Source organism: Ochrobactrum sp. SFR4 (assembly GCF_019730395.1).
Lineage (GTDB): Bacteria > Pseudomonadota > Alphaproteobacteria > Rhizobiales > Rhizobiaceae > Pseudochrobactrum.
In genome coordinates, this window is the sequence record NZ_JAAPBB010000493.1 from 1 (window position 1) to 324 (window position 324).

The 324-nt window shown below is 54.3% G+C and carries 1 protein-coding gene; it reads left to right on the forward strand.

Annotated features, from left to right (window positions below; genetic code table 11):
• A partial coding sequence (locus HBA93_RS19955) for a response regulator (RefSeq protein WP_221724441.1) occupies window positions 1-324 on the forward strand: 324 nt, incomplete at both ends.

Consider the following 324-nt stretch of genomic DNA (forward strand, 5'->3'; position numbering starts at 1 on the left):
GATTGTGCTTGATTTGATGTTACCGGACGGTTCCGGTCTTGATGTTCTCAGGAAAATGCGAACTGACAAGGATTCCACACCTGTTCTGCTGCTGACAGCACTTGATGAGACCTCCGACCGCATTACCGGTCTCGACAGCGGTGCCGATGATTATATGGGCAAGCCGTTTGATCTCGATGAACTGGCTGCAAGGGTCAGGGCAATCGCGCGGCGTGGTGCGGGACGTGCGCGCGCCATTATGGTTGCCGGTGATGTCGAACTTGATCCGTCAAGCCTCAATGCCAAGGTCAAAGGTGAGCGCGTACCTTTATCACGCAGGGAATT